Source organism: Flavobacterium sp., from assembly GCF_035299005.1.
In the GTDB taxonomy this organism is placed as follows: Bacteria; Bacteroidota; Bacteroidia; order Flavobacteriales; family Flavobacteriaceae; genus Flavobacterium.
The window spans coordinates 149,972-175,459 of record NZ_DATGXL010000006.1 but is presented as its reverse complement, the minus strand read 5'-3'; the positions used below and the strand labels follow the sequence as shown (position 1 = coordinate 175,459).

Genomic DNA, 25,488 nt, shown 5'->3' with positions numbered 1-25,488 from the left:
ATTATATTTTTATTTCTTCTTCTTTTGAATCTTTAATTTTTACGTGCTTAAACTCTGTATTCTCCAAATTATAAACCTCTTTAAATCCTTTAAGTGTAAGGTCAATATCTTTATCTTTAGCTTGAACATTTCTAAAATCTTTAATCATTTCAACTACATCAAAATCAATATATTTAGCATTTGAAGCATCAATAATTAGTTTTGATTTTTCTGGAATATTTCCTAAAGTACTTTTTATAGCTGCTTTGTTTAAAAACGAAACTTCTTGAGCTAATTTTATTGTAATTACATCACCATCATGAAAAGATTCTTTCCTAAATGAATATGCAATTTTTAAATTTTGATATAGGATAAACAAAATACTTACACTAAGACCAATAGCAACACCTTTAAGTAAATCAATTCCAACAACTGCAGCAACTGTAACTACAAAAGGAATAAATTGAGAAAATCCATTTTTCCATAAATGTATAAATACACTAGGTTTCGCTAATTTATACCCAACCATTAATAAAACTGCGGCTAAAGCGGCTAAAGGAATTTTATTTAGTATAAATGGAATAGATAAAGCAAATACAATCAGTAGAAATCCATGGAAAATAGTGGCTAATTTTGTGCGTCCACCTGAATTAATATTCGCTGAAGAACGAACAACAACAGATGTCATTGGTAAACCACCTAAAAGACCACTAACTATGTTTCCTATCCCTTGAGCTTTTAATTCTCTATTAGTGTCTGTATACCTCTTATATGGGTCCAATTTATCTGTTGCTTCAATGCATAACAGAGTTTCAATAGAAGCCACAACAGCAATAGTAGCTGCTACAGACCAAACTTTTGAATTTGTCAAAGCTCCAAAATTTGGCAGAGCAAAACCTTCTTTAATTTCTGTAAATGATGGTAAATTAACCAAATGATTTTCAGTAACAATTGCCAAAACTGAATTAGTTTGGATAAAAAATTCATTTAGTAAAATACTTACAATTACTACAACCAAAGCACCTGGTACCACTTTAATTTTCTTTAAAGCGGGAACTTTATCCCATGTAATTAGTATAGCAAGTGATATTACGGCAATAATTAATGCGCCTAAATGAATATGATTAATGGATTCAATTAAGGTATCAAAAGTAGTATGCCCAGATTTTTCAATGAAAAAGAAATCTCCTTCATTGTCTACATCGTGTCCAAAAGCATGTGGAATTTGCTTTAAAATGATTATAATACCAATTGCGGCTAACATTCCTTCAATTACACTAGTAGGAAAATAATTAGAGAAACTCCCTGCTCTCAAGAAGCCTAAACCTATTTGTAGTAAACCAGCTAAAATTACTGCTACTAGAAATATATCAAAACCTCCTAAATCGGTAATAGCGGATAAAACAATAGCAGTTAAACCAGCAGCTGGTCCTGTAACACTTAGTGCTGAATTGCTGAAAAAACCGACTAGAATTCCTCCGATTACTCCTGAAACAATTCCTGAAAACAAAGGTGCTCCCGATGCAAGGGCAATACCTAAACAAAGTGGTAATGCAACTAAAAAAACAACCAATCCAGACGCAAGATCTCCTCTTACATTTGAAAAAATATGATGATTACTCATAAAGAATATATAATACATTAATATTACGCTCGAAAATTAAGCGCTTAAAAAAACAAGTGTATTATATAAATTCGGGTGGTGGAGAGAAAATTTGATGAGCTAAATTATCAAAATTTAAATCATGCTCAATCGAAACGTTTAAAGTAAACAAGGTAGCACTTGAAAAATTAGTAAACAAAAAAGCTACAGATGGCAACGATTTTATTTCATTAAAAGGAACATGGTTTTCTTCTTCTTCACACATATTATAAAAGTATGAAGTATCTACATCTTTATCAATCATACTAATTATAGTAGGCGTCGATAAAAAAGTAATAAACAAGAAAGCAACTATGTTTACTAAAATTTTCACGAAACAAAAATAGTGGTTTGATTTTATATCTTTCTTAATTTTTTTATAAAAATATCCTTTTAGATGTTTTTTCGTATTAAATTTCTTCTTCCATCCATGCTTTGAGCATCCAATTCGTTTTTTCTTGTTCGGTAATAAAGTCACTCATCATTGAATTTGTTCCTTCATCATTAATAGCACTCGCCTTGGCTAAAATGATTCTTTCAAGTTGTAACAAAATACTCAACGATTCTAAAATTAACTCAATAGCTTCAATATCTTTAGAAATATTTTTTCCAACTTTTAATTCATTATTTGATATATAATCAGAAAAAGTGTGCAATGGCGTTCCTCCTAATGTTAATACTCGCTCAGCAATTAAATCAATTTTAATTTGACTGTCGTTGTATAATTCTTCAAATTTTAAATGTAAATCAAAAAAACGCTTTCCGCGAATATTCCAATGTAATCCTCTTAAATTTTGATAATAAATCTGAAAATTAGATAATAATTTATTTAATTCATTTACTAATTCTTCTGACTCTTTTATTGGTAAACCTATACTATTTATTTTCATTTTATTTTATTTTCTATTTCAAATCTACAAAATATAGAAACCAAAACATATAAATTTAATTGATAGTTTTTATATTTGCATCAAAATAATCAATACTATGACAATTACCCAATTATATTATGTTTTGGCTGTTGCAGAATATAAAAATTTTACGCTGGCTGCAGAAAAGTGCTTTGTAACCCAACCTACTTTAAGCATGCAAATTCAAAAATTAGAAGATGAATTGGATATTTTAATTTTTGACAGAAGCAAGAAACCAATTTTATTAACTGAAGTAGGTGTAAAAATTGTAAATCAAGCAAAAAACATAGTCAATGAAGCAGGTAGAATCAAAGACATTGTTGATCAACAAAAGGGATATATTGGTGGAGAATTTAACGTTGGAATTATTCCTACTGTGATGCCAACGCTATTGCCTATGTTTTTAAATAATTTTATTAAAAAATATCCAAAAGTTAATTTAATTATTGAAGAGCAAACTACAGAAGAAATTATAAAAAAACTAAAAAATGGTCATTTAGATTGTGCTATTGCAGCAACACCTTTGGAAGAAGAAAATCTAAAAGAAATTGTATTATATTACGAACCATTTGTAGCATATATTCCTGAAAATCATAGTAGTTTTAATAAAAAAGAAATAACTGTAGAAGATATTGATTTTGACACCATTTTATTACTACAAGACGGGCATTGCTTTAGAAATGGAATTTTAAATTTGTGCAAAAACAATAAATATATTGCAGACAATCATTTTCAACTAGAAAGTGGCAGTTTTGAAACTTTAATTAAATTGGCTGATGAAGGTTTAGGTACCACATTATTGCCTTATTTACATACATTAGATTTGAATGATAAAAACAAAGCTAAGTTGAAACCTTTTAAAGATCCAAAACCAGCAAGAGAAGTTAGTTTAATTTACCCTAAAAATGAATTAAAAATTCATATCATCAATGCTTTGCGAGATGTAATCTCTGGAGTAGTCAGAGGAGCTATTGCTTTTAGCGATGTAGAAATCATTAGTCCTAAAACAAAAAAATAACAAAAAAAGTCCCGCATTTAACGGGACTTTTATTTTAGTTGATATAGATTAAACATTGTCTTAATTCTGGCTTTTCTTCAGTGAATTGTAAAAGCCACTCTCTTAGCTGCTCAATTTCATAAGGAAGCAAATTTCTAACTGCTTTTTCTAATTCCTTACAAAATAATTTTGCATCAAAACTTACTCTTTCCAAAATAGATTTGGTATAAGAAAACATTGCTCGGGGCATATTAATTCTAGTTTATTGGTTAGACTAGTGATAAGAACTTAATGTAAAGATAAATAAAAATTATTTACGAAAACGATATAGTTTGTAAAAAAAATGCTAATTTTTTGCTAATTTTTTATTTAACAAGAAAAATTATGACTTTTTAATAGCTCGAAGCATTTCACGTTTTCCTGGAGCTCCAGGTAGTTTTTCGATTAAAAATCCTGCTGCTAACATTGCATTTTTTATTGGAGTTCTGCATGCATAAGTTACTAAAATGCCATTGGTTAAAAGAGCTTCATACATTTTTTTAAAAATAACTTCACTCCATAATTCGGGTTGTAGTGGAAATCCGAAGGCATCAAAATAAATTAAATCGTACTTGCTTTTATCGTCAATATCTTGAAAAAATTGTTTTCTTTTTGTTAAATTAAAATTGGGAGCTAATTGATTTTCTATTTCCCAACCACAGTTGTGAAGGGTTTCAAAAACTGTTTTAAAATTCTCCACCTGCAATTCAGAAACATAATTCATTTGACAAACTTCTTCTGCTGAAATCGGATAGGCTTCTACTCCAACATAATTGACTTTCTTTTTATTTAAAGTTTCTATAAAAGTAATAAAGGCATTTAATCCAGTTCCGAATCCAATTTCTAAAATTGCTATTTCAGCCTGATTTTGAAACAAATTCAAACCGTTCTTGATAAAAACATGTTTTGCTTCTTGAATAGCACCGTGTGTAGAATGATAATTTTCATCCCATTCAGGAATTCGGATTGTTGTAGAACCGTCGTTAGTGATTATAATTTCTCTTTTCATTGAATTTTGTAACACAAAAAAAGGTTCAAGAAAATCTCAAACCTCAATTAATGTAAATATATGTTACTTAATATATAACTTTTTAATTTTCGGTATCGGCCCACCACATTTTACTTCGTGGCATTTGATACAAGCATCGATTCCGTTATTGAAATGCTCTTTGGCGTTTTTTGGATCTTCATAAATCAATTCTTGAGCTTTGATAAATTTTGCTGCTTGTTCGTTAAAAAAAGCATCTTTATCAGTTTCATCTGTCATTACAGCTTTATGAATTTTAATAAAATGCTGTGGAAATTTTCCTATCGTATCACCTTTAACAATTCTTTCTTTTAAACGTTGATTATCAACATACATTTGTTCCATAAGAGCAGCCATTTCAGACATCTCATACATTTCAAAACCATCTTTATTTGTTTTTGAATTAGTAGTACATGCTTCTTTATCTGTTCTCTTTTCCGATTTGTTACCTTCTTTCTTATCACAAGAAAAAAGTAATAATCCGAAAACTATAATCAGTATTTTTTTCATTATTTAGCGATTAAAACACCATCAGCCATAAATGAATACGTTACTTTTGGTTCAGTAATACTATCGATAGCGGCTTGAGATTTTCCAGCGTCTTTAGCATAATGTTTCAAAACATCAACACTTTCAATACTTACAAAAGCTTTCCCATTTACAATAACCTCTTTTTCTTGTGCATTTTTAGGTACAAAAAAACCATAATCTTTAAATTTTACGAAAGCTTCTTTATCATCTGCTAAATCTAAAGTCATCCAACAACCTTTTTTCTGACAAACTTCATTAATTTCTGATTTAAATTTTACCTCAAGAGTATCACCTTCTTTCAAAGTGGCAAATTTTTTCATCATTTCATCATTAGATAAAGCTCCATCAGCCGAAATTGAATCTCCAAATTTTGCATATTCAACTTTTGCTACTTGAGGGGCAACTTCTTTTTTTTGTTCACAACTAGCAAATAATGTAGCTATTGCAACAAGAGTAAGTATTTTTTTCATTTTTTATAAGGATTTATTCCACAAAATTAACTATATTTTTTTACTTTTACATCGCATAAATTAAAAGAATTAATAGTTCTTTATAAAATTATTACTTATTTTTTAATAACACATCTTCTCGTTTATTGTTGATAATTATTTTTAATTATATAAAAATAAAACTTCTTTTTTTTATTAGATTTGCAAAGAATTCAAAAAAAATAGTATTTTTTTTGCTAATTATCTAAATTCATAACTTGTAACAGTTTAACCACAATGGAATTAAAAACTTTAAGCGAAATTGATATTATTTCGGCTTCAACTTCAAAAATTAATCAAGTAGATTTTGAAAACCTAACATTTGGAAACGTTTTTACCGACCACATGTTAGTTTGTGATTTTGAAAATGGAGCGTGGCAAAAACCTGTTATTAAACCCTATGAGCCTTTTATGATTGATCCTTCTGCAAAAGTTTTTCATTATGGACAAGCTATTTTTGAAGGCATGAAAGCATATAAAGATACACAAGATGACGTTTGGTTGTTTAGACCTGATGAAAATTTTCATCGTTTTAATAAAAGTGCTTCAAGAATGGCGATGCCAGAAGTCCCAGAAGATGTATTTATGGGTGGTTTGCACAAACTTTTAGAAATTGAAAAAGATTGGGTAAAAAAAGGCAAAGGTAATACTTTATATATCAGACCTTTCATGATTGCAACTGGTCATGGAGTTATTGCTGCGCCATCTTCTGAATATCGTTTTATGATTATTTTATCACCAGCTCGTGCATATTATTCTGGAGAAGTTAAAGTAATTATTGCCGAACATTATAGTAGAGCCGCAAATGGTGGAATTGGTGCTGCAAAAGCTGCAGGAAATTATTCAGCACAATTTTACCCAACTAAATTAGCTAACGAAAAAGGATTCCAACAAATTATTTGGACTGACGATGCAACGCATACCAAGCTAGAAGAAGCTGGAACAATGAATGTTTTCTTTCGAATTAATGACACATTATATACGGCTCCAACAAGTGAACGTATTTTAGATGGTGTAACGCGCAAAAGTGTAATAGAATTAGCTAAGAGAGAAAATATAAATGTTGAAGTTCGTTCAGTTTTAGTAGATGAATTAATTAATGCTGCAAAAGACGGTTCTCTGAAAGAAATTTTTGGCGCTGGTACTGCTGCTGTAATAAACCCAATTGTAGGTTTTTCATATAAAGATACTTATTACGAATTACCAAAAAATGAAAACTCAATGGCATTAGAAATCAAAGAAAAACTAACCAATATACAATACAAATTAGCGGAAGATACTTTTGGCTGGACAGTTAAGATATAGTGTTCAGTGTTCAAAATAAAAAAAGGCGATTTTCGAGTGGAAATCGCCTTTTTTCTTATTTCAAAATTTCTTCAAAGTTGGGTTTAAAATAATTTGGTCCCTTCATTACTTTGCCATCTTCACGATAAATAGGTTTTCCATCTTCTCCTAATTTACTCATATTGGAACGCTGAATTTCATCAAAAACATCTTCAATTTTATGTTGTAAACCGTGTTCTAGAATAGTTCCGCATAAAATATACAACATATCACCTAGCGCATCGGCAATTTCTACAATATCATTATTTTCTACAGCTTCGAGATACTCTTCATTTTCTTCCTTCATTAAATTAAAACGAAGTTCATTTTTAAGCTTGCCTAAATCGGCTTTCATTTCAGTACTTACGCCTAATCCATAGGTCTCGTGAAATAATTTTACAGCGTTTAATTGTTTTTGCATAATTATCAAATTAATTTTACGAAAAATAAAAAATTTGAAACTAATTAATCATTATTTTTGTGAAAATTTTTAATATGTTTTCAACAGGTCAAATTTATTTTGCAATATTTTTTGTGATTGCTTTTGTTACTACTATGATTATCGTTTATCGTAAAGATTTAAAAGCACTGAAGCCTTTTTATAAAGGAACCTATTGGATTTTTATTGGTTTTTTAATTTTTATAGGTTTACTCTTTTTAATCAAATTTTTAATGAAAGATTAATTTTCTTACATTTGAATTTCAAAACCTTGCCTCAATGAGAATTCTTAAATACATATTTCTTTTATTGTTGCTTTTTAGCGTAGCTTTTATTGTTTTTGTCGCAACACAACCAAGCGATTATAAAATTATTCGTTCAAAAGAAATTAAAATCTCAAAAGATATTGTATTTAATTTTGTTTCAGATAGTTCAGCTTTGGCTGATTGGAGTCCATGGGAAAAAACAGAAGCTATATTTAAAAATCATAAAGCAACGTCAAATGATTCATTAGTACAAAATATTGTAATTAATAACGAAGAAAACAAATCGCTACTTCAATTTCAAAAAACGAAAAAAGGAACATTAGTAACTTGGAATCTTAATGGAAAATTAGATTTTAAGTTAAAAATGCTTAGTGTTTTACAAGGTGGAATTGATAATGTAATAGGTGACGATTTAGAAATTGGATTAAATAATATTGATAATTATCTTGTAAAAGAATTAACAAATTATGGCATCATAGTTTCTGGCTTAGTCACTAAACATACTACAAATTATATACAACAAGTAGATACGTGTGCAACAACAGCTTTTCAAAAAGTTTCTAAGAAAATGTTGCAAAACATGATGAATTTTGTAGAGAAAAATGAAATCGTAATTACAGGTTTACCATTCATTGTTTATGAAAATCGAAAAACTACCGATGGCAAGACTATTTTTGCAATGTGTGTTCCTGTAGAAGAAGAAATTTTAACCACTGAAGGAAGTGAAATATCTGGTGGCCATTTTGATGAATTTTTAGCAGTCAAAACCGTTTTAAGAGGAGATTATTCTCATAGTAAGGAAGCATGGAATAAAGCTTTTGCCTATGTAAAAGGTAAAAAGCTAATTGAAGACCCTGATGGAAAATACATTGAGATATATAAAGTTAGCTTACCTAAAGAACGTAAACCTTCTAAATGGATAACTGAAATTTATGTCCCTGTCAAGAAAAAAATCTACCGCCCAAAAGTTCATAAACCAGAGACTTCTGAAGAAGTTAGCACACCAAGTGAAGGTGCTACAACAAATCCTGTTCAATAATTAATTTTAAATTTTATATAACAATGCGTAAATTATTTCTATCAATTATTTTTTCTATTATTGGTTCTTCATTTTTAAATGCTCAAGAAGTAGAAATTAAAGATGATCAAGTACTATTAGATGGGGTAGCAATTTTAAAATATGAAAAGATCAACGTAAGTCAGCATTCTTTTTATTCCTTAGACACAGATGAAGAAATATTGCTTTTCAAATGGCATGATAACGAAACCAATCAATACACACAAGATGATTATATTATTTTGAATTTTTTAACTTTAAAAACAAAGGTTGAAACAACAAATGTTGAACTGATTATTTCAGGCTTAGGCATGAACTCTAAAAAGAATATGCAGAAACTTGTTAAGTGGTTATTAAAAGAAAAAGTAATTGACAATAAAGGAACTTTAAATTCGGCAAAAGTTGAAATATTTTATGAAAAATACAACGAAGACATTACCGAAAGAACTTCTAGATAATTTCAAAAAAAGGACATTTTTAAATGTCCTTTTTTTATTTCTTCTCCTTACCTATTAAATGTTTTACAACTGTTTCGGCTGCATGCAAACCAAAAAGAGCTGGCATCCAACTATTTGTACCATAAAATGACTTCTTAAAATTCGTCCCATCAGTTGTTTTAATACTTGAATAATCTGGACGCTCGTATGAATATACCACTTTTACACCTTTAGAAATTCCTTCCATTTTTAAGCGTTTGCGCACATTTTTTGCTAACGGACAATATTCCGTTTTACTAATATCGCGTACTTGAACTTTTTCAGCTTCAAATTTACCGCCTGCTCCCATGTTGCTGATAACTTTTACTTTTTTGCGCTTGCAAGCCACAATCAAGTTTATTTTTGGAGTCACGCTATCAATGCAATCTAAAACGTAATCAAACTCAGGAGAAACCAATTCAAAAGCACGTTCTGGAGATAAAAATTCTTCAATACGCGTTAATTTTAGTTCTGGATTAATATCTAACAATCTGTCACCAACAATTTTTACTTTTGGCTCTCCTACTGTACTATGCAAAGCAGGCAATTGACGATTAATATTGGTAATATCAACCACATCACCATCAACAATAGTCATCGAACCAACACCAGCACGAGCTAAAAATTCGGCAGCAAAACTTCCTACACCACCTAATCCAACAACTAAAACATTAGCGTTTTCAAGTTTTTGAATTCCTTCTTCTTTGAATAATAAAGCTGCTCTTTCTTTCCATTTTGCCATAATAGTGTTGAATCGTTAAATTGATTAATTGTTTAACTGAAAATCCTTGAAAAATTAGTAAAAACAATCGTTTTAATATCTTCTATTGAAATTCCTTTTATGGAAGCTGCTTTTTCATACACTTCATAAATAGATTCTTCAATCGTATCCGTTTCTAATAAAATTTGATTTTCGGGTGCAAAGGTAAATACTTTTTCTAAATCTGGATTACGAAGTAGGTATTTTCCAAACGAAAGATAAAATCCATTATTCAAAAGCGATTTTGCAACTTGTTCATTCTTTGAAAACCCATGAATTACCATTGGATTTGAAATTTTCAACTCTTTTTTAATGGCAATTAGTTCATCAAAAGCTGCTACACAATGTAAAACAATCGGTTTATTGGTAAGCTTTACGATTTCTAATTGCTTCTTGAAAACAGATATTTGTAACTCCATTGGAATTTCAATTCGTTTGTCTAAACCACATTCACCAAGTGCTAAGCATTCCGACAATTTCAATTTTTCTTTGATAATTTTTAAATCATTTTCTAACCGATTTTCATCAATATACCAAGGATGAATTCCTATAGAATAGTTTGGAATAGATACGTCAAATTCCCACGGATATTGATTTACGACTTCTATAACATCCGATAAATTAGAAAATTTGTGTGTATGTAAATTGATGAATTTAGTCATGGAATTTTTTTACACCAGCATTAATTTCAATATCCAAATCGTTTTCTAAAGGAACAATCGGACACGAATACTCATAATTATAAGCACAATATGGATTATACGCCTGATTAAAATCGACAATTACTTTTTCCGATTTCGGGATTCGCATATCTATATATCTTCCACCAATGTAGCTATCTTTTCCACAGGTTAAATCGGAAAACGGTAGAAACAAATAATCATCATAACCAGGCTTTTTTTTCAAATCTACATTTTGATACACGTTTAATTTTAATTCTTTTCCATCAATTGAAAAATGCAACTCACCATACTTTTTATACATTGGAGTTCTACTGGTTGTTGTTTTCATCTTGAACGATTTTTCTCTTTTTGTTCGGATAAAAATAGCTTCAACAATATATTTCTCGTCAATTGGGTAAAAATCTAAACCTTTGAATTGCTTTAAATCTTCTTTCATCAGGGGGCTTTTTAGCGAATCTGCATAATTTTTGTTCAATTCGGCTTGAAATTTTTCGGCTGCAGCCACATCTTTTTGAGCATAAGTAGAAGTGAAACAAAAAAGAAAAAGAATGATATTTTTCATCAGTAGTATTTTTTACAAAAATATATAATTTCTATAACATTTTAATCGTGCTAGCTTTTGTAAATTTGCAATTCAACTTTAGATATGTTAGAACGCGCTTTTATTAAATACATCAATAATTTCAGAGGATTTTCTCGCGAAATTTGGATACTTACTCTTATCACTTTCATTAATCGTGCCGGAACAATGGTGCTTCCTTTTTTATCTAAATATTTAAAAGAGGATTTACACTTTTCATACAGCCAAGTAGGCTGGATAATGGTAAGCTTCGGATTAGGTTCAATGCTAGGTTCTTGGTTAGGAGGCAAACTTTCTGATAAAATTGGCTTTTATAAAATAATGATTTTTAGCCTATTAACCAGTGGAATTGGGTTCTTTATATTACAAAAAATCACTAGCTATCATGGTTTATTAATTGCAATTTTTATCATTATGGTGATTGCAGATATGTTTCGCCCTGCTATGTTTGTGTCCTTAGGTGCATATGCAAAACCAGAAAACCGAACTCGAGCACTAACTTTAGTAAGATTAGCTATTAATTTGGGCTTCGCAGCTGGACCAGCACTTGGTGGTTTATTAATTATGACTGTAGGCTACAAAGGATTATTTTGGGTAGATGGTGCAACATGTATTTTAGCAATTCTTATTTTTTGGTTAAAAGTCAAAGAAAAGAAAAAATCGGTATACACAGATAAAGAACATCCTGGAGAAGTATTAACTCATTCTGTTTTTAAAGATGCTCCATTTTGGATATTTCTGACTATTTGTCTGATTTCTGGTATCATGTTCTTTCAATTATTTACAACTATCCCTTTGTATCACAAAGAACAATTTAATTTAACTGAATTTCAAACAGGATTGCTATTAACTTTTAATGGCATACTCGTTTTTTTCATTGAAATGCCATTGGTTAGCTACATTGAAAGAAACAAAATCAATAAATTAAAAGCTATAAATTTTGGCGGATTGTTAATGACAATAAGTATTTTCTTATTGTTGATTAATAATTGGGTTGGTATATTAATTATAATGATGCTTTTCATGACATTTGCTGAAATGTTTGCATTTCCATTCTCAAATTCCTTTGCAATGAGTAGAGCAAGAAAAGGACATGAAGGTAGATATATGGCAATTTTTACAATGACCTATAGTTTAGCACACATACTAAGTGCTAAAACTGGAATGGAAATCATAGATAATTATGGATATCAAGCAAATTGGTTGTTTATGGGCACTTTAGGAATTATAAGTGTTTTATTAGGTATTTGGGTAATTAAATTAGTTCAAAAAGAACCACCCAAAAATTTATAAAACTAAAAATTTAGTTAAATAACTATAAAAATAGTTGTATAACTAAAAAAATAGTTTTAGTTTTGACTTATCAAATTCAAAGTCATGCAAAAACTAACCAACAAAGAAGAAGAAATCATGCATATTTTATGGAAGCTTAAAAAAGCATTTGTAAAAGATATCATGGAAGAAATTACCGACGATAAACCGCATTACAATACACTCTCAACCATTGTTCGCAATCTCGAAGAAAAAGGCTATGTTGGTTATAATGCTTATGGAAAAACGCATCAATACTTCCCGATTGTTAAGATAGAAGATTACAGAAAAACGTTTATGAATACAGCTATTGAAAACTATTTCAATAGTTCGTATAAAAATTTAGTTTCCTACTTTGCTGAAGAAGATAAAATTTCGGCAGACGAACTTCGCGAGATTTTAGCCTTAATAGAAAAAAAGAAATAGCATGGAAAATCTATTGCTCTATTTTGTAAAAGTGAATGTACTCATCATTTTATTTTATTTGATGTATGTTCTATTCCTTCGAAAAGAAACATTTTTTGTTTCAAATCGATGGTATTTTTTGACTGGATTAGTATTTTCTTTGATTTTACCTTTAATCACTTTTACTAAAACCATTTGGGTAGAACCAACACCAATGCCTGAATATTACGAAGAATCGATTCCAATTATCTACAACTCTATCGAAACTCCTATACAAGAAGCACCTTTAAATTGGTCATTGATTTTAACCTCAGCTTATGTTGTAATTTCGATTTTAATTTTATTAAAAATTGGAATAGAACTCATTTCTTTTTTCAGAAGAATACAATCACAAAATATAAAAAAAGAACCAAAATATACATTAGTAGAAACCAATACATTAGAAAACCCTTTTTCATTTTTTAATTACGTTGTAATCAATACTAATTTATTCACTGCAGAAGAATTGCAACATATTTTAACGCACGAAAGCATTCATGTCAAGCAAAAACATTCGTTTGATGTACTGTTAGGAAAAGTGTTTTGTGCTTTATTTTGGGCAAACCCAATCATTTGGTTGTACCGAAAAGCCATGTTACAAAACCTTGAATTTATTGCTGATAATGAAACTTTTCAACAAATAGAAAACAAATATTTATATCAAAGAACATTATTAAAAGTCGTGACTCATCAACACAACTTAAGTATTACTAATCAATTTTATCAATCATTAATCAAAAAACGAATCGTTATGTTACACACAAATCAATCAGACAAAAAAAATGTTTGGAAGTATGCTACAATTCTTCCGGTATTAGTAGGTTTCATGTTATTGTTTCAAATTGAAACAGTGGCGCAGGTAAAAGAAAATCAACAAAAAACTCATGTAGCAAAAGTTGAAGCCATTAGTTTTAGTTGGGATAAAAACGCTACTGATGCAGAAATGAAATCAGATGCCGAACTACTAAAAAGCAAAGGAATTGATTACAAATTTTCAAAAGTAAAACGCAACAAAAATGGAGAAATTATTGCCATAAGAATCGAATTTAATGATGGTAAAGGTAACAAAGGCGTAAAAGAAATTAAAGGTGTTGACCCAATTGACCCAATTTATTTTAGTGCAGAAGAAGGAAGAATCGGATTTTCAACCGAACCCTACGCTATAGATGAAAAACTATCAAAACAATTTGAAACTGAACTTGAAGTTAAAATGGTTAAAGTTAATGATGATACAGATTATCCGACTCCACCAACACCTCCGACTCCACCTAACCACCCTTTTGAAAATTTAATGGAAGCTCCAACTCCACCAGATTTTCCAAGTGTTCCAGATTTTCCATCTAATATAGATGATAAAAAAGCAATGGAAAAGTATGAGAAAGCAATGGCTACTTTTGAAAAAAAGATGAAAGCTATTGAACCTAAAATGAAAGAATTTGAGAAAAAAATGGAAGTTTTTGAAAAGGAAATGAAACTCAAAGAGCCTGACATGAAAAAATTTGAAGAAGAAATGAAAATTTTTGAACAAAAAATGAAAGTCTTTGAAAAAGAAATGGAGGTTTATGAGAAAGAAATTGAAAAATCATCAGCCGAATATTACATCAACGGTGAAAAAGTTTCAAAAGAAGACGTTGAAAAAATGCAAACCGATGAAATTGAATCCATTAATGTTAAAAATGAAGTTTCTCCAAATCGAATTGAGATTAAGAAAAAACAAATCAAAAAAAACAAGTAACAAAAAAACCCGATTCAATCGGGATTTTTTATTTTGTTATATTTGCCAAAAAATTAATTCATGTATAAAATAATTGCCAAACTCAACAAAGCCCTATTACCAAGTTTTACCAAACAAGGATTAGATCCTATTAAAGCTAAAAATTGGCAAAAAGCTATAATTGCATATCGTTATTGGGTAACAGTAAAATCGTTAGATTAATATGTAATTGCTGCAAAAATCTCTTTATTTCCTAATTTTTCTCTTCCGTTTAAAAACGATAATTCCATTAAGAAATTCATTTGTACGATTTCGCCACCTAACTGTTCTACCAACTCACAAACCGCTTTTGCAGTTCCTCCTGTAGCTAAAACATCATCGTGAATTAAAACCTTATCTCCTTTTTGAATGGCATCAATATGCATTTCTAAAGTATCCGTTCCATATTCTAAAGCATAAGATGCACTTATTGTTTCATAAGGTAATTTTTTAGGTTTTCTAACAGGTACAAAACCCGCATTTAATTTTTGAGCCAATAAGATTCCGAAAAAGAAACCTCTACTCTCAACTCCTACCACTTTTGTAATTTTTTTATCTTGTAATGATGTATTGATTAACAATTCTAAACATGCACTTGTTGCTTCTGGATTACTTAATAATGGCGTTATATCTTTGAAACCAATTCCTGGCTTTGGAAAATCCTGAATATCACGGATATAGTTTTCAATGTTCATTTTTTATATATTTTTTCTTAATTAGGCTTGCAATTTACACAATTATATCTATATTTGCACTCACAAAAAAACGGCCTCGTGGCGCAACTGAATAGCGCATCTGATTACGGCTCAGAAGGTTACTGGTTTGAATCCAGTCGAGGTCACTTCTTAATCCCCAATCCCTTATAAAATAAGGTTTTGGGGATTTTTATTTTCTATTTGTGCCTTTTTTGTGCCAAAACCTAATATCTTTACTAAAATAGTGTTTATTTTTTAATTTTAAATAATATTGATTTTTAAAATTCATGAAAGATTCTTTGGCTCATAGTATATTTCCTTTTTATCAATTTTATGCATTTGATAATGATAATTTACATTCTTTTGAATGCATAAAAAAAAGGATTTTTACTCCAAAAAATAGATTTTATCAGCATAAAATTAAAAACAACATTGATGACTCAATAAATAAAATTGAATTATTTACAACACAGAATAATTTATTTAAAGAAGACCTATTACAAGTTATTAATAACTTAAATTCTTCTCAGCTCTCTTTCGAAATACTTTTAAGCCGTATCCTTTTATTAATTTTTAATCCAGAAATTGATAAATTCAAATTAGAGGAAATTACTTCTAATTTTATTTCCAATAAAAAAGAATTTGTAAACTTATTAAACTATAGAATCGATTTAATTAAAATTGAAGAGCTATTAAAAGATTATGAGAATAATTTATACATTAAAATCGATCCTAAAAAAGTTTTAAACGAAATTATAATTTACACCTACAAATTCATTTTTTTAAAATTATCAGAAACTTATTATTATTCTCATTCACCTAATATACAGAAGCTCAATAAGAGAATAAACTTTAAAGAACTTTACAAAACATTTAAAGAATTTTCAATTGCTATTGAAAAAGGAAATTTTACAATGTATAATATTGATTTTATGAACGATTTTATTGTGAAATTTTTTAACTCATTCAAAACTAACGATTTAAATTTAATTGAAAAATCTATAGAAGAGTTAAATCAATTTTCTAATTTCAAATTATCTAAGAATAGATTGATTAACATTATTGACGATAATATAAAAATAGATTCTACTTTAAGCTCTACACAAAAAAACAGGTTATTATTTCCTTTTTTTAAATACATAACAATTGTACTCATACATAGAGAATATCTTGATTTAGAAGAAAGAGAATTAAAAAATAAGTTTAGAAAATTTCAAAACTCAAAAAATAATCTCTTTACAAAATAAACCAATATAAAAACGTCCCATTTTATTTTCTTAATAATAAATACGGACGTTTTTACTTTTTGATTCTTCATTATTTAGCAAAAAAACTAACGAATGAATTCACAAATTACACCAAAATATCTGTCTAGATATGAAGCAGCAAACCATCTAAAGGTTTCTGCTAAAACTATCGATCGTTTGATTCGAGATCATCGAATCAAAGCTTTTAAACTTGGTAAAAGAGTTTTAATCTATTATGACTCATTAACCGAGGAGAACATTAATTCTGTCAAGCCTAGATTCTAAGAGAATAGAATTTGCTCAGAAACATATTAAAATACTTTCAAACAATTTAAACTTTTTAATCATGACAAAACATATTGAAAAAAGAATTTGTCCGTACTCTGGAGAAGAGTTTATTCCGAGAAGAAACAACCAAGTATTTGCATCTAAAAATAATAGAATTAACTATCATAATAATAAAAACAATATATTAAGAAATGAATTAAACCTCACCAACAAACAATTATTATTAAACCACAAAATATGTATCAATTTGCTAGAAGGAAAAAAATCTATTACTATACACAGAGAATTTCTTAAAGGTAGAGGATTTAATTTTAGCTATTTTACCAATATAACTAAAAGCAAAATTAAGAATGATTTTGCCTACCAAATATTTGACATATCTTTTGAAAAAAATGACGAAAACAACTACTTAATAGCTAAATTATGATTAATCCTGATATTGAAAAAATTATTTTAATTCCAGAAACTGAATTAAATACATTAAATATTGAAACCGCTCTAAAAATAAAAAAAGAAAATACAATTTTAAAAAGTTCAATTATCATAATGATTACTATAGCCACTATTGTAGTGTTATCAAATATTATTATTACTCATAATGATAAATCAAAAGAAAACTCATTTAAGTAACTTCCGACTAATCTTCCCAACCACAAAGTGTCAATCCAAAACCTTCAGCTTCTTTTAGTGTGACTTTTTTTATTTCGTGTTTGCAACTACTAAAACCTCTACATGTTTTAGAAAAATGATACTTTTTTGCACCTTTTGCACCACATATATAAACATCGCTTTCTACTGAATTAAAAGAAGTAAGTAGTAAAATAGAAGAAAGTAAAATTAGCTTTTTCATAGTGAAATTTTGATGTTTAAATATACGAATTAATCTTCATCAACATATAATTCATATTCGTTTCCATCTTCATCAATTGCAAGCAATTTTCCTTTACCAATCCATTCTACATTTATGCCTGTTTCTTCACCGTCGGCTTTAGTTAGAATTCCATTTCCGTATTTCCCATCTACTGTTATATTACCTGTAACTTCATTTCCATCATTATCAAAACCATAAGCGTTGTAGTTATAAGTATAATTCCCCGAAGTTCCAGTGCGGTATTCATACTCTTTTGTTGTGTCTTCTTGATAAGTTACATCATCTTTTGGTGGTGTTTTTAAAAAAGGTTTGATTTGCTCTTTTTCAATGGCTTTTTTTCTTGTATTATTTTCTTTGCAATTGAAGAAAACAACAAATGATAGCAAGAATAAAATTCTACTTAAAGTGGATAGTTTTTTCATCACATAAGGTTTACTTCAAAAGTAACTTAGATAATAAATTATATTTTACGGATTTCCGTAAAGAACGGTAAATTATTTAATTGTAATTTCTGTAGTAATTGGAATATGATCAGAGATTTCTCTTGCTTCTTTTAACGATTCAAAAGATTCATAAAAATGAATTACTTTGGCATTACTGATACTGATTTTTGATGTATTATACCAAATATTATCAAATTCGGAAGCCAAACACTCGTTTTCATCACATTCTTTTTTTAACGAAGTTTTTTGCTTGGTAAACACACATGTATAGCCCATTTTCTTCAAAGGATTAAAAACAGTATGCGATTGAGGACAATTAAAATCACCTACAAAAAGCAAGTTCAATGTGGGATATTGTGCTGGTAAAAATTTAAAGTAGTTTATTTCGGTTTCGGGTTGTCTGCTTTTGGTTATGGCGTGAAAATTCGCAATAGTAAACTGCTTGCCGTTAAAATCAAAAGTACAATAGTAAGGTTCTCTGTCAATTTCTAAATGATATTTTTTCTCCAACCAAGCCTCTCCTACTTTTTTAACTTTACTCGTTTTCCATAAGAAAGCATATCGCTCCGTTTTGTATGCACTACTACTCGTTGGGTCACTTATGGTGTAATCCCATTTTGAACCTTTTCTGTTGAGTTCATCTGCTAATTTAGCTACAGCTTGCGCACCGCCATCACCAGCTACAATTTCTTGCAGCGCCACAACATCATAATCTTTGATGGTTTTTACAATGAAAGCAATTTCCTCTTCAGATTTTGAACTGCCTAAGTTTTCTACATTCCAAGAAAGTAGTTTGACTTGGGAGAATAAAATTTGGGAGAATAATAGAATTAAAATAATATATTTTTTTAGCATCGGGGATTTTTTATAAAAATATTTAAAAAATAAAATATCTCATTACGGATTCACGTAATTTTAATAAACTGAATTTAAGTAATTTAGAAATAAAATGTTAAAGAGATCGATTCTATTAGAAAATAAAGCATCAATTTCTACTAAAAATCTTCAATTAGTTATTAAAACTGAAATTAGAGAAAGCTCAATTCCTATTGAAGATATTGGTTTTATAGTAATTGATCATCCTGAAGTTTACTTGAGTATTCCTGCTATGAATTTATTGATAGAAAATAATACTTCAATAATTATTTGCAATACAAGCCATCTTCCAAACGGAATGTTTTTAAACCTCAACAGCCATCATATTCAGCAAGAAATTTTTAAGAATCAAATTAATGCAAGTGTTCCGCTTAAAAAACAACTTTGGCAACAAACCATCGTTGAAAAAATAACCAATCAAGGCGCATTATTGCAAAAAATCACATCTAAAAAAAACAATTTTGAATTTTTAGCTTCAAAAGTTTTAAGCGGAGACAGCTCAAATATGGAAGGTGTTGCCGCAAGTTTTTATTGGAAAGTATTCTTTGAACAAAAATTCAAAAGAGAACGTTTTGGAGATTATCCCAACAATTTTTTAAATTATGGATATACTATTTTAAGAGCGGCTACAGCCAGAGCGTTATCAGGAAGTGGTTTGTTAAATACTCTGGGGATTCATCATAAAAGTAAATACAATGCCTTTGCTTTGGCTGATGATATTATGGAACCTTTCCGTCCAATTGTGGATGAAAAAATTGTAGAAATTATGCAAAATTATGATGAACAAGAATTAAACACGCAAATTAAATCTGAATTGCTTCAAATTCTTACTCGAACGGTTTATTTTAAAGACGAGAAAAGTCCTTTGATGGTTGCTTTACAGAAAACGGCAAGCTCTTTACAACAATGTTATACAGGAGATCGAAAGAAAATAAAATATCCAAAATTATGGAACTAAATGGATACCGAATCATGTGGCTATTTGTATTTTTTGATTTACCAACCGAAACTAAAAAAGACAGAAGAAATGCATCTGGATTTAGAAGTAGTCTTTTAAAAGATGGATTTAGTATGATGCAATACTCGGTATATGTTAGACATTGTGCTAGTAGCGAAAGTGCCGATGTACATGAAAAAAGAATTCATAATTTATTGCCTCCATTAGGGAAAGTAAGCGTTTTGCGAATAACAGATAAACAATTTGGCAATATTTTAAACTTTTGGGGCAAAGCTGAAGTACCTAAAGCTCCACAACCTACCCAATTAGAATTGTTTTAAAATAAAAAAATGCCTCAATCTTGTCTTATCACTGCAAAAAAGAAGCACTTTTTTATACGATATTTCATTTTAATCTACTGACTATTAGAAGGTAACAAACCAACTAATATCGTGTTTTCAAATCTTTAATCAAACCACAACGGTGCTTTAGCTGTTTTGGGCGGTGTAATAATATCGTGTTTTCAAATCTTTAATCAAACCACAACAGGCACACGAACCATCAAAAGGCGTTGAAAAATATCGTGTTTTCAAATCTTTAATCAAACCACAACATTACCGAATCTGTCTAAACTTGCTCTATTAATATCGTGTTTTCAAATCTTTAATCAAACCACAACTTTGTGAAGACACAAACGACGATTTGAGCAATATCGTGTTTTCAAATCTTTAATCAAACCACAACAGTAAAAGTAGTAATAATATAAATATTTAGAATATCGTGTTTTCAAATCTTTAATCAAACCACAACTGGAATTGTGGAACTATTTTTTTTAAAAAAAATATCGTGTTTTCAAATCTTTAATCAAACCACAACATTATGAAAACAAAAGAGGAAGTTTTAATCAATATCGTGTTTTCAAATCTTTAATCAAACCACAACGGGTTCTGGTAAATGGGGAATCGTTATTCCAATATCGTGTTTTCAAATCTTTAATCAAACCACAACTGATTTTTTATTTAAAGCTAAAAACAACTTAATATCGTGTTTTCAAATCTTTAATCAAACCACAACTATGGAATGATTTAAAACCAAGTATTAAAAATATCGTGTTTTCAAATCTTTAATCAAACCACAACCAGCCAATTGTACACGTTGAAGGAAAAAACAATATCGTGTTTTCAAATCTTTAATCAAACCACAACCCTGGAAAGAACCTTGCGATTGCTCCGTGTAATATCGTGTTTTCAAATCTTTAATCAAACCACAACGGCTAAAGTGGTAGAAAGAAACTCGAATCTAATATCGTGTTTTCAAATCTTTAATCAAACCACAACAGGTCGAAGCCAATACAAATACAGATAGGAATATCGTGTTTTCAAATCTTTAATCAAACCACAACACTTTAAATATGGCAGTACTTGTAGCTAGTAATATCGTGTTTTCAAATCTTTAATCAAACCACAACAATGTTAGTATTCTTTATCTCATCTGGTGTAATATCGTGTTTTCAAATCTTTAATCAAACCACAACCTTCTTTAACTTCATCATAAAAAGGTCTTGAATATCGTGTTTTCAAATCTTTAATCAAACCACAACCAAGTGGTGTTGGTGGTTCATCTGGCGCATAATATCGTGTTTTCAAATCTTTAATCAAACCACAACAGAACGGCTGAAAGCATTGAAATAACAAGCAATATCGTGTTTTCAAATCTTTAATCAAACCACAACTCAATATTTGCTTTATGGACAAGTAGAGAAAATATCGTGTTTTCAAATCTTTAATCAAATCACAACCACCGTAGAAGATTCGTTGTGGTTTGAGCTGTTTAAGAATTTGAAATTTTATTTCAAAGAACTTTAAGTTTCAAACTTATACTTTTTCAATCTTTCCTGAAACGGATATTTTTACTTTTATCGGATTAAATGTGTCCCAGCCTGTTTTACCAGCGCCAAAACCTCTAATACTTGCATAATGAGGTAATGAATTATTTTGAAGCGAAGCTTCTAAACCTAACCTAAATTCATAAAATTTTGATGATAATTTCTGAACTCTATACAGATGTTCTTTCAAAATAATGTAATCAGGATTTTCCCAATTGATTTCATCTTCATTTAAACCTAATAAAAACATATCGTTGATATGTAATGTAGTTACAATTTCTTTTCCATCTATTGGTAATTGATAAGCAGATTGTCCTGTACGTTTACGTTCAACAACCGTCCAGAATGTAACTACTTCTTCTTTTAGATTTCCTTTTTCATCTTTGTAAATTAATACATGATGGTTATTTCTTGGATTTACCCATTGGTTTACCTTGTCTTTTAATTTTTCAGCTCCACCAATATTTTCTTTCATTCTTACTTTTAAAACTGGAACTGGCGCACCATTTTTATTGGGTAAAAAGATTTGGGGTTGTTTTTCTCCATTTTCATCTACTACAAAAAAAGTATTGGCTGGAATAATTCCTTTTACAAATCCACCTAATTCTTGGATTCTTTTTCTAATTAACAGTTTAATTGATTCGTCTACAACTTTATCCAACTGCTTTTCTGTAGTTAAAGATTCGATAGATTTTCTAACATGAAAAGCTTCTTCTCCATTAAAGGTTCGTTTCCCGTAAACGGTTTCTTTATGTAATTGTCCGCGAGCAGCAACTCCAACGTTTACATGAGTTTTTCCGTTTTTCTCACATTTATGCGTTCTAACAGTAATATCGTTTGAAACTTTTTTGTGAGAAACTAGTATTTTATCTACAGCAACTTCCGCATCTTTTCTGAAAGTTTCCCAAGGCAATGGAAAGTTTTTTAATTCAGAATTTCTGTTATAACGATTCCATTTTGATAATTCTTGAACATAAGAAACTTTAGTGCAAGCCATTACTAATGCATCAATTGCGTGATGACGATGATCTTCTCTTGTTTTTTCATTTTCATCATTCAAAATATTATTCATTCCCCATTTTTGACGTAAGTTGAATGTAGCCTGACCTGGAGAAACAATTACATTTTTACAAATTCTCGATAAATAGTTTTTTGCCTCTTTACTTATATATCTTGTATCATTTAATTGACGAGATGAAAAATCATCATCAAACTTTTGTTGAACAAAACGTTTGAACTTTTGATAAGCATTTGGATATTCTTTGGTATCAGAAAATAATTTTAAAGCTCGTTCTTTTATGGCAGACCAATTGGCTTCATCATTCCCATAGAATTCAAATGGCGTTTTATCTCCTTTTTTTCTGTTTTCATCAGCATAACACAATGTTTTATTTGAAAAACTATCATTTAACGAACGACTCCAAGGATGAATATGTTCAATTTGAACTTCACCCGAAAATAATTGCGTTACAGAAATAGGTTTTCCTGTGTAAGGACAGGTTTTTTTACATTCTTCCCACAATTTATAAAGTAAAATATTGTCATGAGTAATTCTCACATCATTTTCACGAAGTCTATCTTTTACCCTATCGTTTTCTCTTTCTAATCGTTTTTGTTCTCTTCTAATTTTGTTGCGTTGTGATTTTGAGATTTTTAAATCACGAGCCATTTCTACTTTGATTTCATCAATCTTGCCGTGTTCGTCAATTAATTCGTTGACTAATTTTCGCAATTCAAACAATGCCGTAATTACAATAGGATTTCGAATAGCTTGAATTTCTTTGTCAGCTTCTTTTCCAACAGGTAATTTTTCTAATAATTCAGTATCATCAATTGTAGCAGAATGATGGTATAATTTTCGTAATTGATTATCTGAAATATTGTAATCATTTCTAAGAATATCTTTAATAATATCAATAAATCCGCCTTTAGTTTTGGAACGAACAATTCCTTCTACATTATCAATTAAATAATTTCTTTTCTCTACTGATAATTTCTCCCATTCAGAACCAAAAGCATTTTTAATTCCACCAAGAACAACGGCAACATCGTAAGTAAACCCTAATTTTAAAAATGGCAAAATGTTTGAAATTGCTTTTCTACTCAAACTCGCAAAACCATTTTTCTTGTTCTTGTCAGCAGTATTGAATTTTGCTATTTCTATTGCATGTTCTTCAGTGAAATTCCAATTTTTAATGGCATATTCTTTTAAGTTAGATTTACTATCAAAGAAATACAATACATGCCAAATATCTTCCTGTTCTTTTTCAGAAAATTCAAACCATTTCTTACCAAAGTACTTTTTATTGGATAAATTTGAAATCGTATGAGTTCCTACAATTTTATCATCGTCTTTATAATTGAATTTGAATTCAGCACTTTCTTTACCAATAGCCTTTCTAATTTTCTTGAACTCTGGCTTTTCATTGGAATATAAAAACTCAACTATTTTTTCTTTCTCATCTTGAGAAATTTTCTTTCCATTATATTCAACTGTATTAACCCATTGCCATACTCTAAATTGTTCGAATGGAATAGCGCTAATAGGACATTTAGTTTTGGAAGGTTCAAAAGAACAATTTCCAACTAAATGTTTTTGTGAACGTAAAGGGCGTTGATGAAATAAAATTCCATCTTCTTTGTATCCATCTAATTTTCTTCCTCCAAATAAAGTTTTTAATTCTTCAGTAAGTTCTGGATGAAATTGCGCTTGTTTATTCCAAATGAATTCAAATTCATCTACATACATTTTACGAGTTGTATATCGGTTTCGAATTCGTTCCAAACCATCTTGAAATGGTTGATTCTCTTTTGGATAAATTTCAAATAAATAGGAACCTAACGTTTTATCTTGTATACTATCTTGGGTTTCAGTTATTCCAATTTTACCTTCTTTTGGATTTCCTTTGAAAATAGCACCATCATCACTTCCGCCCTTTCTACTATTACTCAAAAAACCACGTCTTTGAATCAAATGATAAAATATTCTACCTATTTCTTCAAGTGACAATTTTTCATTCAAAGCCTTTTGACGTAATTCATAAGGATTTAAAGCAAACCAATTGGCTAATTTTTCAGATGGAAATTCTTTTGTTTTCTTCCAATCTTCAAAATCATTAGCAACAATCGAACACATATTATGTTCTGAAAGAGCTTTTAATAAAATTTTCTTTCTTAGTTTTCTTCTGAAAAATTGTCGTCTTACACCTCTTGCACCTGTTCGGCTTGCATTTTTTGAAACTTCTCCATCTCCATCACCTAAGTTTTCAACTCCCATTGGAAATATTCTACTTCCTACTCCTATAATTTTATTTTGAACATCATCGATCAACGCCCATCCAATACTATTAGTTCCTAAATCTAATCCTAAAATCTTTGCCATTTTGTATTGCTTTAAAAATCAATTTATAAAAATAAGGAAAAGAAAATTAGTTTAATTACGGAAATCCGTAAACTAACTAAAAAAGTTTTTATCTATATTTGTAACAGATTAAAATTTCAAATCTTTAATCTTATCACAATAAGGCTATATGCCGTAGA

General features: G+C 29.3%; 31 protein-coding genes, 1 tRNA gene and 1 CRISPR repeat array. Of the genes, 16 read left to right on the top strand and 16 right to left on the bottom strand.

The genetic code is table 11. The annotated features are described in order from the left end of the window. Window position 1: 1 nt before the first annotated feature. The 3 genes from VK164_RS04035 to VK164_RS04025 form a co-directional block, all read right to left on the bottom strand. Window positions 2–1,603, bottom strand: a complete 1,602-nt coding sequence (locus VK164_RS04035; protein WP_324208123.1) for a SulP family inorganic anion transporter — start codon at window positions 1,601–1,603, stop codon at window positions 2–4. A 61-nt stretch (window positions 1,604–1,664) separates the two neighbouring features. After that, on the bottom strand, window positions 1,665–1,955 hold the full coding sequence (locus tag VK164_RS04030; RefSeq protein ID WP_324208122.1) for a hypothetical protein: 291 nt from the start codon (window positions 1,953–1,955) through the stop codon (window positions 1,665–1,667). A gap of 76 nt (window positions 1,956–2,031) precedes the next feature. Next, entirely contained in the window at window positions 2,032–2,511 is a 480-nt protein-coding gene (locus tag VK164_RS04025) for a Dps family protein (RefSeq protein ID WP_324208121.1), read from the bottom strand. Window positions 2,512–2,608: 97 nt separating this feature from the next. On the opposite strand from VK164_RS04025, the gene VK164_RS04020 reads away from it, so the two are divergent. Continuing rightward, complete coding sequence (locus VK164_RS04020) at window positions 2,609–3,550, top strand: LysR substrate-binding domain-containing protein (RefSeq protein WP_324208120.1); 942 nt, start codon at window positions 2,609–2,611, stop codon at window positions 3,548–3,550. A gap of 34 nt (window positions 3,551–3,584) precedes the next feature. Here VK164_RS04020 and VK164_RS04015 read toward each other — a convergent pair whose 3' ends face one another. The 4 genes from VK164_RS04015 to VK164_RS04000 all read right to left on the bottom strand — a co-directional run bounded on the left by VK164_RS04015 (window position 3,585) and on the right by VK164_RS04000 (window position 5,596). After that, the gene (locus VK164_RS04015; RefSeq protein WP_166236192.1) at window positions 3,585–3,779 is read right to left on the bottom strand and encodes a hypothetical protein; all 195 of its coding nucleotides are present in this window, start codon (window positions 3,777–3,779) and stop codon (window positions 3,585–3,587) included. A 132-nt stretch (window positions 3,780–3,911) separates the two neighbouring features. Further along, on the bottom strand, window positions 3,912–4,577 hold the full coding sequence (gene mnmD / locus VK164_RS04010; RefSeq protein ID WP_324208119.1) for a tRNA (5-methylaminomethyl-2-thiouridine)(34)-methyltransferase MnmD: 666 nt from the start codon (window positions 4,575–4,577) through the stop codon (window positions 3,912–3,914). A gap of 63 nt (window positions 4,578–4,640) precedes the next feature. Continuing rightward, window positions 4,641–5,105: a hypothetical protein gene (locus tag VK164_RS04005; protein WP_324208118.1), complete on the bottom strand. Its 465-nt coding sequence runs from the start codon at window positions 5,103–5,105 to the stop codon at window positions 4,641–4,643. Then, a complete protein-coding gene (locus tag VK164_RS04000; RefSeq protein WP_324208117.1) occupies window positions 5,105–5,596 on the bottom strand; it encodes a DUF4920 domain-containing protein in 492 nt (163 codons plus the stop codon). Before VK164_RS04000 ends, VK164_RS04005 begins: the two co-directional genes overlap by 1 nt. A gap of 255 nt (window positions 5,597–5,851) precedes the next feature. Here VK164_RS04000 and VK164_RS03995 point away from each other — a divergent pair, with 255 nt between their 5' ends. Continuing rightward, on the top strand, window positions 5,852–6,919 hold the full coding sequence (locus tag VK164_RS03995) for a branched-chain amino acid aminotransferase (RefSeq protein WP_324208116.1): 1,068 nt from the start codon (window positions 5,852–5,854) through the stop codon (window positions 6,917–6,919). A 55-nt stretch (window positions 6,920–6,974) separates the two neighbouring features. Here the strand turns inward: VK164_RS03995 and VK164_RS03990 are convergent, their stop codons facing one another. Then, window positions 6,975–7,358, bottom strand: coding sequence for a nucleoside triphosphate pyrophosphohydrolase family protein (locus VK164_RS03990; protein ID WP_324208115.1), 384 nt, complete (start codon window positions 7,356–7,358; stop codon window positions 6,975–6,977). A 74-nt stretch (window positions 7,359–7,432) separates the two neighbouring features. Between VK164_RS03990 and VK164_RS03985 the strand changes: the two genes are divergently transcribed. Genes VK164_RS03985 through VK164_RS03975 form a run of 3 tightly spaced genes read left to right on the top strand, consistent with a single transcriptional unit; the run spans window position 7,433 to window position 9,157 of the window. Further along, window positions 7,433–7,621, top strand: coding sequence for a hypothetical protein (locus VK164_RS03985; protein ID WP_324208114.1), 189 nt, complete (start codon window positions 7,433–7,435; stop codon window positions 7,619–7,621). A gap of 34 nt (window positions 7,622–7,655) precedes the next feature. Further along, entirely contained in the window at window positions 7,656–8,681 is a 1,026-nt protein-coding gene (locus tag VK164_RS03980; protein WP_324208113.1) for a GyrI-like domain-containing protein, read from the top strand. Window positions 8,682–8,704: 23 nt separating this feature from the next. Further along, on the top strand, window positions 8,705–9,157 hold the full coding sequence (locus VK164_RS03975; RefSeq protein ID WP_324208112.1) for a hypothetical protein: 453 nt from the start codon (window positions 8,705–8,707) through the stop codon (window positions 9,155–9,157). Window positions 9,158–9,191: 34 nt separating this feature from the next. Here the strand turns inward: VK164_RS03975 and VK164_RS03970 are convergent, their stop codons facing one another. Genes VK164_RS03970 through VK164_RS03960 form a run of 3 tightly spaced genes read right to left on the bottom strand, consistent with a single transcriptional unit; the run spans window position 9,192 to window position 11,180 of the window. After that, complete coding sequence (locus tag VK164_RS03970; RefSeq protein WP_324208111.1) at window positions 9,192–9,917, bottom strand: tRNA threonylcarbamoyladenosine dehydratase; 726 nt, start codon at window positions 9,915–9,917, stop codon at window positions 9,192–9,194. Between the two features lie 32 nt (window positions 9,918–9,949). Next, window positions 9,950–10,597, bottom strand: a complete 648-nt coding sequence (locus VK164_RS03965; RefSeq protein ID WP_324208110.1) for a TatD family hydrolase — start codon at window positions 10,595–10,597, stop codon at window positions 9,950–9,952. Continuing rightward, complete coding sequence (locus VK164_RS03960) at window positions 10,590–11,180, bottom strand: DUF1684 domain-containing protein (protein ID WP_324208109.1); 591 nt, start codon at window positions 11,178–11,180, stop codon at window positions 10,590–10,592. Before VK164_RS03960 ends, VK164_RS03965 begins: the two co-directional genes overlap by 8 nt. A gap of 84 nt (window positions 11,181–11,264) precedes the next feature. Between VK164_RS03960 and VK164_RS03955 the strand changes: the two genes are divergently transcribed. The 4 genes from VK164_RS03955 to VK164_RS03940 all read left to right on the top strand — a co-directional run bounded on the left by VK164_RS03955 (window position 11,265) and on the right by VK164_RS03940 (window position 14,889). Continuing rightward, window positions 11,265–12,491, top strand: a complete 1,227-nt coding sequence (locus tag VK164_RS03955) for an MFS transporter (protein WP_324208108.1) — start codon at window positions 11,265–11,267, stop codon at window positions 12,489–12,491. A gap of 84 nt (window positions 12,492–12,575) precedes the next feature. After that, a complete protein-coding gene (locus VK164_RS03950; RefSeq protein ID WP_324208107.1) occupies window positions 12,576–12,935 on the top strand; it encodes a BlaI/MecI/CopY family transcriptional regulator in 360 nt (119 codons plus the stop codon). 1 nt (window position 12,936) lies between these two features. Beyond that, window positions 12,937–14,688 carry a M56 family metallopeptidase gene (locus tag VK164_RS03945; RefSeq protein ID WP_324208106.1) on the top strand — a complete coding sequence of 584 codons (1,752 nt, stop codon included), beginning with the start codon at window positions 12,937–12,939 and terminating at the stop codon, window positions 14,686–14,688. A gap of 60 nt (window positions 14,689–14,748) precedes the next feature. Continuing rightward, entirely contained in the window at window positions 14,749–14,889 is a 141-nt protein-coding gene (locus VK164_RS03940; RefSeq protein WP_324208105.1) for an SsrA-binding protein, read from the top strand. Here VK164_RS03940 and VK164_RS03935 read toward each other — a convergent pair. Next, entirely contained in the window at window positions 14,886–15,401 is a 516-nt protein-coding gene (locus VK164_RS03935; RefSeq protein ID WP_324208104.1) for an adenine phosphoribosyltransferase, read from the bottom strand. The genes VK164_RS03940 and VK164_RS03935 overlap by 4 nt on opposite strands. A gap of 72 nt (window positions 15,402–15,473) precedes the next feature. Here VK164_RS03935 and VK164_RS03930 point away from each other — a divergent pair. The 5 genes from VK164_RS03930 (at window position 15,474) to VK164_RS03915 (ending at window position 17,566) form a co-directional block, all read left to right on the top strand. After that, window positions 15,474–15,547 (top strand) — tRNA-Arg (locus VK164_RS03930). A 141-nt stretch (window positions 15,548–15,688) separates the two neighbouring features. Beyond that, window positions 15,689–16,648, top strand: coding sequence for a hypothetical protein (locus tag VK164_RS03925; RefSeq protein ID WP_324208103.1), 960 nt, complete (start codon window positions 15,689–15,691; stop codon window positions 16,646–16,648). Window positions 16,649–16,741: 93 nt separating this feature from the next. After that, window positions 16,742–16,933 (top strand): excisionase family DNA-binding protein, encoded by a 192-nt coding sequence (locus VK164_RS12905; RefSeq protein ID WP_414655538.1) that lies wholly within the window; start codon window positions 16,742–16,744, stop codon window positions 16,931–16,933. Window positions 16,934–16,994: 61 nt separating this feature from the next. Next, entirely contained in the window at window positions 16,995–17,363 is a 369-nt protein-coding gene (locus VK164_RS03920) for a hypothetical protein (RefSeq protein ID WP_324208102.1), read from the top strand. Beyond that, window positions 17,360–17,566 carry a hypothetical protein gene (locus VK164_RS03915; RefSeq protein ID WP_324208101.1) on the top strand — a complete coding sequence of 69 codons (207 nt, stop codon included), beginning with the start codon at window positions 17,360–17,362 and terminating at the stop codon, window positions 17,564–17,566. Before VK164_RS03920 ends, VK164_RS03915 begins: the two co-directional genes overlap by 4 nt. A gap of 7 nt (window positions 17,567–17,573) precedes the next feature. On the opposite strand, the gene VK164_RS03910 is transcribed toward VK164_RS03915, so the two are convergent. The 3 genes from VK164_RS03910 to VK164_RS03900 all read right to left on the bottom strand — a co-directional run bounded on the left by VK164_RS03910 (window position 17,574) and on the right by VK164_RS03900 (window position 19,105). Next, window positions 17,574–17,786, bottom strand: a complete 213-nt coding sequence (locus VK164_RS03910) for a hypothetical protein (protein WP_324208100.1) — start codon at window positions 17,784–17,786, stop codon at window positions 17,574–17,576. Window positions 17,787–17,815: 29 nt separating this feature from the next. Next, window positions 17,816–18,229, bottom strand: coding sequence for a hypothetical protein (locus tag VK164_RS03905; protein ID WP_324208099.1), 414 nt, complete (start codon window positions 18,227–18,229; stop codon window positions 17,816–17,818). 72 nt (window positions 18,230–18,301) lie between these two features. Then, window positions 18,302–19,105 (bottom strand): endonuclease/exonuclease/phosphatase family protein, encoded by an 804-nt coding sequence (locus tag VK164_RS03900; protein ID WP_324208098.1) that lies wholly within the window; start codon window positions 19,103–19,105, stop codon window positions 18,302–18,304. 94 nt (window positions 19,106–19,199) lie between these two features. Here VK164_RS03900 and cas1 point away from each other — a divergent pair, with 94 nt between their 5' ends. Then, entirely contained in the window at window positions 19,200–20,084 is an 885-nt protein-coding gene (gene cas1 / locus VK164_RS03895; protein WP_324208097.1) for a type II CRISPR-associated endonuclease Cas1, read from the top strand. Next, window positions 20,075–20,404 (top strand): CRISPR-associated endonuclease Cas2, encoded by a 330-nt coding sequence (gene cas2 / locus VK164_RS03890; RefSeq protein ID WP_324208096.1) that lies wholly within the window; start codon window positions 20,075–20,077, stop codon window positions 20,402–20,404. Before cas1 ends, cas2 begins: the two co-directional genes overlap by 10 nt. A gap of 105 nt (window positions 20,405–20,509) precedes the next feature. Further along, window positions 20,510–21,861: direct repeats of the CRISPR family, unit length 36 nt; unit sequence AATATCGTGTTTTCAAATCTTTAATCAAACCACAAC. 76 nt (window positions 21,862–21,937) lie between these two features. On the opposite strand, the gene cas9 is transcribed toward cas2, so the two are convergent. Then, entirely contained in the window at window positions 21,938–25,330 is a 3,393-nt protein-coding gene (gene cas9, locus VK164_RS03885; protein ID WP_324208095.1) for a type II CRISPR RNA-guided endonuclease Cas9, read from the bottom strand. Window positions 25,331–25,488 lie beyond the last annotated feature (158 nt).

What these genes read in the sequence shown, in the direction of transcription:
- VK164_RS04035 (WP_324208123.1), bottom strand. Translation starts at nt 1,603, where the DNA reads ATGAGTAATCATCATATTTTTTCAAATGTAAGAGGAGATCTTGCGTCT.
- VK164_RS04025 (WP_324208121.1), bottom strand. Translation starts at nt 2,511, where the DNA reads ATGAAAATAAATAGTATAGGTTTACCAATAAAAGAGTCAGAAGAATTA.
- VK164_RS04020 (WP_324208120.1), top strand. Translation starts at nt 2,609, where the DNA reads ATGACAATTACCCAATTATATTATGTTTTGGCTGTTGCAGAATATAAA.
- VK164_RS04015 (WP_166236192.1), bottom strand. Translation starts at nt 3,779, where the DNA reads ATGCCCCGAGCAATGTTTTCTTATACCAAATCTATTTTGGAAAGAGTA.
- mnmD (WP_324208119.1), bottom strand. Translation starts at nt 4,577, where the DNA reads ATGAAAAGAGAAATTATAATCACTAACGACGGTTCTACAACAATCCGA.
- VK164_RS04005 (WP_324208118.1), bottom strand. Translation starts at nt 5,105, where the DNA reads ATGAAAAAAATACTGATTATAGTTTTCGGATTATTACTTTTTTCTTGT.
- VK164_RS04000 (WP_324208117.1), bottom strand. Translation starts at nt 5,596, where the DNA reads ATGAAAAAAATACTTACTCTTGTTGCAATAGCTACATTATTTGCTAGT.
- VK164_RS03995 (WP_324208116.1), top strand. Translation starts at nt 5,852, where the DNA reads ATGGAATTAAAAACTTTAAGCGAAATTGATATTATTTCGGCTTCAACT.
- VK164_RS03990 (WP_324208115.1), bottom strand. Translation starts at nt 7,358, where the DNA reads ATGCAAAAACAATTAAACGCTGTAAAATTATTTCACGAGACCTATGGA.
- VK164_RS03985 (WP_324208114.1), top strand. Translation starts at nt 7,433, where the DNA reads ATGTTTTCAACAGGTCAAATTTATTTTGCAATATTTTTTGTGATTGCT.
- VK164_RS03980 (WP_324208113.1), top strand. Translation starts at nt 7,656, where the DNA reads ATGAGAATTCTTAAATACATATTTCTTTTATTGTTGCTTTTTAGCGTA.
- VK164_RS03975 (WP_324208112.1), top strand. Translation starts at nt 8,705, where the DNA reads ATGCGTAAATTATTTCTATCAATTATTTTTTCTATTATTGGTTCTTCA.
- VK164_RS03970 (WP_324208111.1), bottom strand. Translation starts at nt 9,917, where the DNA reads ATGGCAAAATGGAAAGAAAGAGCAGCTTTATTATTCAAAGAAGAAGGA.
- VK164_RS03965 (WP_324208110.1), bottom strand. Translation starts at nt 10,597, where the DNA reads ATGACTAAATTCATCAATTTACATACACACAAATTTTCTAATTTATCG.
- VK164_RS03960 (WP_324208109.1), bottom strand. Translation starts at nt 11,180, where the DNA reads ATGAAAAATATCATTCTTTTTCTTTTTTGTTTCACTTCTACTTATGCT.
- VK164_RS03955 (WP_324208108.1), top strand. Translation starts at nt 11,265, where the DNA reads ATGTTAGAACGCGCTTTTATTAAATACATCAATAATTTCAGAGGATTT.
- VK164_RS03950 (WP_324208107.1), top strand. Translation starts at nt 12,576, where the DNA reads ATGCAAAAACTAACCAACAAAGAAGAAGAAATCATGCATATTTTATGG.
- VK164_RS03945 (WP_324208106.1), top strand. Translation starts at nt 12,937, where the DNA reads ATGGAAAATCTATTGCTCTATTTTGTAAAAGTGAATGTACTCATCATT.
- VK164_RS03940 (WP_324208105.1), top strand. Translation starts at nt 14,749, where the DNA reads ATGTATAAAATAATTGCCAAACTCAACAAAGCCCTATTACCAAGTTTT.
- VK164_RS03935 (WP_324208104.1), bottom strand. Translation starts at nt 15,401, where the DNA reads ATGAACATTGAAAACTATATCCGTGATATTCAGGATTTTCCAAAGCCA.
- VK164_RS03925 (WP_324208103.1), top strand. Translation starts at nt 15,689, where the DNA reads ATGAAAGATTCTTTGGCTCATAGTATATTTCCTTTTTATCAATTTTAT.
- VK164_RS12905 (WP_414655538.1), top strand. Translation starts at nt 16,742, where the DNA reads ATGAATTCACAAATTACACCAAAATATCTGTCTAGATATGAAGCAGCA.
- VK164_RS03920 (WP_324208102.1), top strand. Translation starts at nt 16,995, where the DNA reads ATGACAAAACATATTGAAAAAAGAATTTGTCCGTACTCTGGAGAAGAG.
- VK164_RS03915 (WP_324208101.1), top strand. Translation starts at nt 17,360, where the DNA reads ATGATTAATCCTGATATTGAAAAAATTATTTTAATTCCAGAAACTGAA.
- VK164_RS03910 (WP_324208100.1), bottom strand. Translation starts at nt 17,786, where the DNA reads ATGAAAAAGCTAATTTTACTTTCTTCTATTTTACTACTTACTTCTTTT.
- VK164_RS03905 (WP_324208099.1), bottom strand. Translation starts at nt 18,229, where the DNA reads ATGAAAAAACTATCCACTTTAAGTAGAATTTTATTCTTGCTATCATTT.
- VK164_RS03900 (WP_324208098.1), bottom strand. Translation starts at nt 19,105, where the DNA reads ATGCTAAAAAAATATATTATTTTAATTCTATTATTCTCCCAAATTTTA.
- cas1 (WP_324208097.1), top strand. Translation starts at nt 19,200, where the DNA reads ATGTTAAAGAGATCGATTCTATTAGAAAATAAAGCATCAATTTCTACT.
- cas2 (WP_324208096.1), top strand. Translation starts at nt 20,075, where the DNA reads ATGGAACTAAATGGATACCGAATCATGTGGCTATTTGTATTTTTTGAT.
- cas9 (WP_324208095.1), bottom strand. Translation starts at nt 25,330, where the DNA reads ATGGCAAAGATTTTAGGATTAGATTTAGGAACTAATAGTATTGGATGG.